Here is an 8,685-nt window from a genome sequence, read left to right as displayed (position 1 = left end):
GGGCCGTCGTAGGCCACCGTCAGGACGTGTACCCCCGGGCCAACGGCGGTGGGATCGAAGAAGAAGTTGCCGTTATTGACCACCACGCCGGGGCCGCTCCAGGTGAAGGAGCCCTGTGGCGTGCCGGCGGTCAGCGTGGCGGAGAGGGGCAGCAGGTCAGTGTCTTGTCCGTTGCAGAACTCGGTGTCGGGCGTGGTAGCCATGGCCAGTCCGGGCGGACAAGGGGCGGTGCTGCACTCCAGCGTCGTGGTTGGGCCGTCAGGGCAGGGGCCGGTGCCCGTGGCGTAGATGGAAATCGTCAGGGTAGTCCCCGGATCGAGGCCACTGACGGTGAAGCTCGTCTCGGCGGCCGTCAGGGTGGCGGAGTTGCCGTCACTGAAGTCCAGCTCATAGCCCGTCGCCCCCACTACCGGATCCCAGTTGAAGGTGATGGATTCCAACTCCTCGGGCGTGCCGCAGCTGACGACCGGCGCGGACAGGGGCGCGATGACTTCGATGGTAAACTGGTTGCTCACCGTACATTCCGCCGTAGCGGTAACGGTGACGGTCTTGGTGCCGGGAGTGTCCCAGCGGACGGAGTAGGTCTGGTTGCCGAGATCGGTGGGGATGCCGCCGTCCCAGTCCCAGATGTAGGTCGTGCCCGCATCCACGGGGTCGGCCAGCGAGACATCAATGGCGGTGCCGGCACAAACCTGGGCTGGCGTAGGATCCAGGCCTGCCAGAGGCAACCCGAAGATGGTCATCGTGACTTCGTCCTGGGAGTCGCAAATGGAAGGGCCATCGTAGGCCACCGTCAGGACGTGTACCCCCGGGCCAACGGCCGTAGGATCGAAGAAGAAGTCGCCGTTGTTGACCACCACGCCGGGGCCGCTCCAGGTGAAGGAACCCTGCGGCGCGCCTACCGTCAGCGTGGCGGAGAGGGGCAGCAGGTCAGTGTCTTGTCCGTTGCAGAACTCGGTGTCGGGCGTGGTGGCCATGGCCAGTCCGGGAGGACAGGGCGCAGTGCTGCACTCCAGCGTCGTGGCTGGCCCGTCGGGGCAGGGTCCCGTTCCCGTCGCGTAGATGGAAATCGTCAGGGTCGTCCCCGGACTGAGGCCGCTGACGGTGAAGCTCGTTTCTGCAGCTGTGAGTGTGACCATAGTGCCGTCGCTAAGGCTCAGTGCATAGCCGGTTGCATCTACCACGGCACCCCAGTTAAAGGTGATGGACTCCAGCTCCGCGGGCGTACCGCAGCTGACGACCGGCGCATCCAAAGGCGCAATGATTTCCACTGGTGCCAGGGCCGGCTCGCTGGGGCAGCCGCTGAGGTTGCTTACGACGGTGGCCGTTATGTTTTTGGTGCCGGGGGTATCCCAAACAACCAGGTATTCATTGTCCGTGGGGTCCGCGTCGGGCTGGACGCTGCCGCCGTCCCAGTCAACGGTGATGTCGGCATTGCCAATCGGGTTACCGCTGCTGATGACGACGCTTACCGCTTCGCCGACGCAGGCGGGATCGGACAGCGTGATGAGTACCGAAGGCCGTGCAAAAACGATTACGTCAAAGGTTCCCGTAAAATCACAGGGCCCCTCCTCGGAGTAAGTGACATTGATGGTATGGGTCGTTCCGGCTTCGGAGCCACCGGCGGCGGCGGCGTCGAAGGTGGTGCCCGATACGCCCGGTCCGCTGAAGGTGTAAGTAGCCCCGTTGCCGTTGCCGCCGGTGACGAAGGCGGTACTGAGGTCCAGCGTCTCGTTGCCGTTGAGGAGGCAGACGAGGTCAACTACGCCAGTCCGGTCCAGCGTAAATGCCGGACAAGCCTCCGCCTGGCAATTAGCAGCGGCGGAAGGTGCGCTGTCGCCGCAGAAATTGCTGCTGAGGCTGCTGACAGTCACGGAAACCATTTCTCCCGGTGCTAAACCAGTGATGGTGTAAGAAGTGGCGGACGCGGGCAGCATCGTCCCATCGCTGACCAAATAGCCTTCGGCCCCGGGGACACCTGGCCAGGTAATCGTTACACTATTGCGGGTGACCGTGCCACAGCTGATGACCGGAGCGGGAATGATTGGATCAATGGTGATCACGGCGCTAAACGGCAGGCTGGAGCATCCTTCAACGGTACTGACCAGGCGGATGGTGAATTGCCCGCTGTTGGAGGTGCCGAGCACGAAATTGGTCGGGCTCAGAGAATCCAACACCGGCAAACCGCCGAAGTCCCAAGCAAAAGTTCCCTGGGCTCCGTTGAGGCTGCTGATGTCCAGGTCCACTTCCAGGATGTCGTCTTGGCAAATGGTGAGGTCGCCTAAAGTGCCATTGGCGGTGAAGGCATTGGGTGGGGTAGCCGTCACGGTGTAGAAGAAAGAGTCCTGGGCCGTACAGTTTGTCTCGATGTAGTCTACCAAAATGCGGTGGATGCCCGGTCCGGCCAGGCGGGGATCGAAGCTGAACGTTCCGAGATCATCCGTCACACCATTACCCGCAAAAAGGAAGGTGCCGGGCTCGGAAGCACCCGTGATGGTGGCGCTGAGGACTACCGGCAGGGTATCTCCCGTCAGGCAGAATGCGGCATCCAGCGGGGGCGTTAAAACCAGGCTGGGGCAGGCGGTGGTGCGGCAGGCCCCGAGGGCCGGGACGAGAATCGGGCAGGGCGTGTCTCCATATATGAAGAGCTCCATTTGCACCAGCGAATCGATGGCCAGCCCGGTGAGGAAAAGGCGGGTGCTGTCCTGGAAAAAGAGGGGCCCACCGTTGAGGGAAATCCCAAAGCTATCCACGCCGACGGGCGCATTCCAGGTGAAGGTGAGGGTATTTTGCGCAGGGTCAACGCAGGAAATCACCGGTAATTCCAGGGGAAGTTCAACGTCAATGCTGTCCGTGGTGACGGTACTGACGCAGTTAAATTGATTGGTTACGGTGAGTGTTACAAATTTGCGACCTGGTGTGCTCCAGCGGAAATTGCGGGAGGCGGCGTTGCTTCCCGGCGTTACGGTTGCGCCGGGGGCGGAGAAGACGTAGCTCCACCCGACTTGCACGGCACCTGCGGCCGCGCCCAATGTGGTCTCACCCGTACAGATCCGGTCATCGGCCAGGGAGAAGGCAGAGCTGGGTACGGGATTGATGGTGACGGTGGTTTCGGCAAAGAAATCGCAGCCTTCGGAAAAGAGCGCGCGGATGGTGAAGGTGCCTACACCGAGGTTGGCCGGATTGATGCTGCTGCCTGCGGGCGAGCCGTTGACGAGCCAACTCAGGGTGCCAGATCCGTCGCTGCCGCTGATCGTGGCGTTGAGGGCTTGGTCGCCGTTGTTATCGACACAGAAGGGGCCCAGCGCATCCACGGTAATGCTGATATCGGGGCAAGACTCGGCAACGCAGGTAACTTGGGCAGAAACGGCATCGGGACAGCCAGTTTCCTGCGCCGTAACGCTGATTGTCACGGCGTCATCTACCATCAGGTTGCGGACGATGAAACGGTTCCCAATACGCTCCGTTACGGCGTAGCCGGGAACCGAGATTTGATTGATGAGGTACGTTTCTGCGCCAGTATCGGTCCAGATGAAGGTAACGGAGTCAAGTCCTCTTTCCAGGCACTCCACGACGGGAGCGGCAGGTGGGGATTGCAGGGTGATGGTGGCCCGGGCGGTGTCTGCGCAGGTGCCTAGTTGGTTGTTGCTGGCCACGACGAAAATGCCGTGGGTACCCGGCTGGCTGGTGCTGAGATCCCATTCCGTAGGGCTGACTGCTGTGACGCTGCCGACGGCCGGATTATCGAAACCGACGGCGTAAGTGCCGCCCGCAGCGGGGCTAGTCACGGAAACCCGGAAGGTACCCGTGGCGGCACAAAGCTGGTCTTGAGCAAGGGTGAAGGCCGGATCAGGGGCCTGCAACACGGTGATGGAGATGGTCGTATCGGCGGGGCAGCGGCCACCAACGCCCGCATAGTCGATGCGGATCTGGTGGACTTCCGAAAGCTGGCCAGGGGCCAGCGCGGGCAGCGGGATGCTGGTCGTGTTATCGGCATCCGCTAAGAAATCATTCAAGCCGAGGCTGGCGCTGGTGAAGCGGAAAGTGCCGGGCTCGGTGACCATGGCCGAGAGGTCAAATTGGGCATTGTTGGCGGTACGACACACCGTGGAGGGGAAGTTGAGAACCCAGCCCGGATCGTAGGTAAGCGGCGTGCGGCAGGTGGCGAACCTGCTGGGGCCTTCGCAGCTTTGCATGCCAAAGGTTCCCCCGAAAGGTACGACGCGAAGCCGTACGCGGTCATCAGGATTGAGCCCGGTGAAGGTATAGCTGCGGCTTTGGTAGTTGTTCTCAATGAGTACTTCCAGGTTGGCATTGATGGTGGCGTAGAGCTGGAAATAGTTGGCGTTGGCCTGGTCCCAGGTGAAGCGAATTTCGGAGGGGCACAGGGCTTCGCAGGTGATGTTGGGCGGCAGGGGAGGGGGGAGGAGTGTGACGATTGCAGGATCGGAAATACCGATACAACCGTTCGCGTCCGTCACCACCAGGTAGATGCCATCGGTAAAGGGATAGGGTGGGGCAATTGTGAAGTTGGCAGTGGTTACTACCTCTTCGGGGCCCCAAAGATAGTTATAAGGCGGCAAGCCATTGGTGACCGTAGAGGTGAGTACAAGGGAGGAGTTGAAGCAGACTTCAGCTTCTAATGGGCTGATGCTCACTTCGGGGAGCGGATTGACGGTATAAGGATGGTTGTACTCGAACATACACCCTAAGGGGTCAACGATTACCAGATTGACCAGTGCGGGGCCCGGCGAACCGGCCACGATGGTGTAAGTGCTTTCGGTGCCAGCGCCACCATCCCAGAACAGTTCGACGCCGGGGGCGAAGCTGCCACCGCCCTGGAGGGTAGCGGTGAAGGTGATTTCGTTGCCGGAGCAGACGTCGCCATTGACTGGTGTGATGTCTACGGCGATGTTAGGGCCAACGGTTAGGTTACGCGTAAGGGTGGTGTCACAGTTGTCGCCGTAGCTAACGATGACGCGGTACTCGCCTGAATTGGCGGGGGTGGCGGCGCTTACGCCGTAGGAGGGTCCGGTACCAACGACTGCACTATTCAAAGTCCATTGCACGGAATTGATCTGGCTTCCAGAGACGCTGATGGTATAGTTGAAAGGTTCCCCGTAGCAGATTTCAGCACCGTCTTCTTCGCCAGTGAAGGTAAATTCGGGGATGGTGAGTTCGGCCGTAACTTCAAATGTTTTCGCTGCACACCCGGGCTGCCGGAGCCCGAAGGTGTAAGTGCCCGCCGGGAGGCTTACGTTGAAGCCTGTGGCGATTTGGTTACCCGCAGCATCCAGCCAAAAGGCTTCCGTATTGGGCAGAATGGGGCCATCGGCACCGCCCTGGAGGTCAAACAATTCCCCGGGGCAGGCACTGTTGAGAATGGTCACCGTTGGGTTGGGAACTTCAGGAAAGCAGACTTCGGGGTCGTCATCGCAGGGCGAACCACAAAATCCCCGGCTACCCGTGTAACCACCCGAAACTCCATCTGCCAAAACGCGGATATTGACCTGATAAGCCTGGGATACCGGAATGCCGGTTGCGTCAACGGTTACCATTGAAAAACAAAAGGTCAGGCCACAACTACCGTCGTTGTCTCCGTAGTTGTTGCCCGGGTCGCCATCAAGCTGGCCGGGGTCGCCACACGCATCGTTGGTGCCCGCTCGACTGTCAAAAGCATAGCCATTGGTAAAAGTGGAGCCATTGGGACAGCTGATACAGCGCGTCCAACTGGGGTACCAGCCCCATACCCCCTGAGGAGAGCAAGAGGGAGGAGGTGTACCCGAAGGCATCAGGGTCGAATAGTCGAATCCAGGGCCTGCCGAGGCAAGGAATACCGAGTGGATCCATTCCACATCCGGGGTCTGAAAGTCGTTGATCGTGTAACAAAGCTCTACCAGGGTACCGGGGGCGTAAACACTTGGGCTGGTAGACCCATTGTAGGTCAGCGAACCCGATTCACTCGTAATACAAGCCCCCTGGGCCAGCACCCATCCTCCTGATAAACACAAAAAACTACCAAGAAGAAGGCGAAAATAAAAAGCTTTCATTCAACATATTCAATGCGGCAGCCTAAACAAAATTACAATGGCTTCGGGAAGTCAGGTCAGAGCAGAAGACGATTGAAGATGTAATTGGGCTGGAAGTAGGATAGCCGTTTTCCTAGGTGGTAATTACCTGAGTTAGGAGCAAAAATTTTGGATAGGTCCTGAGTTACTTAAAACGTGGTTTGGTTGAGGTCACCTTGCCAGCTGAATTGGTCCGCAAGGTACAGTTAACCTGAGCATTAAGGAAAATTAATGTTTTTGAAACTTTTGCAGAATGATGGGTTGCTTATTGTTGAGTGCGTAAATTTTAATTCTTTCAAAAGTGTTATGAAGAAATAATATTCTTTTCGTCTGTATTCCAGTGCCAGCCTGGTCATGGGCGCTGCCCTGGTGCCTGTCTCCGAAAAGCGTCACGGTCCCGACAGAAGCACGCAGTTTCCCGCACCATCTTCCACCTGCACCGCTCTCCCGTCCCGCCCTACCGCAACAAAACAAAGTCCCCCTTATACACCACCGTCTCCCCGTCGCGGAAACGGACGGTAGCGGAGTACACAAAGACCTGCGGATTCATCACCCTTCCCTTGTGGAAACCATCCCAGCCGAAAGCCGGGTCGTTGGGCAGGAAGCCTCCCAAAGATCCATCAGCCGTCGGGGCCAGGTTGGCCGTAAATACCGCTTCGCCCCAACGGTCGTAGATGGCGAAGTCCTGAATGGACTCCACCTCATCGAGGTCGCCGTTGATGAAGAAGATGTCGTTGATGTTGTCGCCGTTGGGGCTGAAGGCCGTCGGGAAGTACACCGGCCGGTCTTTGCGGACCAGCAGCATCTGCCGGTCGGTCGCCCGGCAGCCGAGTTCATCGACCACGGTGACGGAAATCATCTGGGTCTCGCGGGCCACGAAGGAAATACCGGCGGTTTCCCCGTCGGTTTTCAGGCTGTCGGGCTGCCAGAGCAGGGTATCGATGGCGTTGCCACCGTTGATGCTGGCGGTGATGAAGATCTCTTCGCCGTAGTTGACCGAAGCACTATCGCCGGGGAAACGCAGGCGGATGGTCAGTTCCTCTGGCTGCGTCAGGTCCAGCAAAATGTTGCTGAAACAGCCGTTGGCGTCGATCACCTGCAGGTCGTACTGCTGGGGCATCAGACCACCAAAGAGGGTCGTCTGCCCGCGCTCTTCACCGTTGAGCAGGAAGCGGTAGGGAGGCCGGCCACCGTTGACGCCCGTCACCAGAATCGCTCCGTCGTCGGCCTGGAAACAGGAAATCTGGCTGATTTCCACCTCCATCACCGGTGCTTCGGTCTCGGAATCCACGGTCACTTCGCTGAAGGCGCTGCAACCAATGGCGTTGGTCACTTCCAGGCGGTACACGCCCGGCTGGCCAACGTCAATCAGCAACTGATCGGCGTCCATAATCACCACGTTGGGGTCGGCGCTGGTCCACAGGTAGGTGTAGCCCGGACCCATTTCGGAAGCGCTGCCGTTGAGCGTTACCATGCCCGTGTTGCAGGTCAGGGTCTGGCCCTGCCCCGCGTTCGCCACGGGTGCGGCGAGGAGGCGCAGGCTCACTTCCGCCGTGGCGTCGGGACAACTGCCCCCCTCCACCGTGTAAGCGAAACGGTAGTTTCCGGGTGCCAGTCCCGCTGGGTTGAACTGCCCGGTGGCCGGATCCAGGCTGCCGTTGGGCACGCCGCTGCCTGTCACTACGGACCACACCCCACCAGCGTCAGCACCGGTCAAACGGCTGCTCAGGTCGACCATTTCCGTCGTGCCCACGCAGCGTTCCAGGGCGTCCTGGGCGGCGGTGCCGGCCGAGACGGGCATTTCTACGGTGACCATTTGGCTGGTCGTCGTCGCGCAACCGTTGGCCGTCACGGTCAGGCTAACCGCGTAGGTACCAGCCAGCGGCCAGCGCAGATCGTAGCGTTGGTTGCCGTTGTCGGTGACCGCCGCGCCGGCAAAATCCCAGGTGTAGGTGGCCTGTGGATCGACCGTGCCGAGGACGGCCAGAGCCGTATTTGTAGCCGCACAAATCAGGTCGTCGGAGACAGAAAAATCAGCTGCGGGCAGTGCAAAGACCTCCACCAGCAGCACGTCTTCGTAGCTGCACAGCGCCTCCTGGACGTAGCTGACGCGCAACAAATGCTGTCCGATGCCCGCCACGGAAGGGTCAAAACTGAAGCTGCCGTCGTTGTTGGCGATCACGCCGGGACCGGTCCAGGTAGTGACGCCGGAGCCGTCCGCGCCGCTCAAATTGGCCATCAAGGTGACGCGGGTGGTGGCGTCGGCGCAGAACTCGGTTTGCGCGGCCGCAGGTGCAAAGGTCACTTGGGGGCAAAGCCGGGCACTGCAAGCCACGTCTGCGCTGGCCGGGCTCAGGTCGCAAGTCGTCCCGCTCCGGACGGACCGCACACGGATCGACACCGTCTCTCCGAAGCCGAGGCCGCCAATGAAGAAGCTGTTCTCCGCCTGCGTAGCCCCGAAGGGCCCGCCGTTGACGCTCACCTGGTAGCCGAGGATGGCCTCGGGCACCAGCGGCCATTCAAAAAGGACACCGTCGAGGTCCTGCCGCGCGCAGAAGGGCACGGGAGCCGCCAGCGTAGGCGTCACCTCAATGGTAAACTGGTTGCTCACCGTACA

Annotated in this window: 2 protein-coding genes; both read right to left on the bottom strand. The window is 60.3% G+C overall.

The window, feature by feature from the left end:
* Nucleotides 1-6,050: fibronectin type III domain-containing protein (locus H9S92_RS12105; RefSeq protein WP_222936073.1), on the bottom strand; the 6,050-nt coding region annotated here is incomplete at its 3' end.
* Between the two features lie 475 nt (nt 6,051-6,525).
* Nucleotides 6,526-8,685 (bottom strand): T9SS type B sorting domain-containing protein (locus H9S92_RS12100; protein WP_187466976.1); only part of this gene is annotated, 2,160 nt, incomplete at its 5' end.

Source organism: Neolewinella lacunae, assembly GCF_014349155.1.
Lineage (GTDB): Bacteria > Bacteroidota > Bacteroidia > Chitinophagales > Saprospiraceae > Neolewinella > Neolewinella lacunae.
Note: the sequence above shows the minus strand (reverse complement) of the source record. Positions and strands in the feature narration are given on the sequence as shown.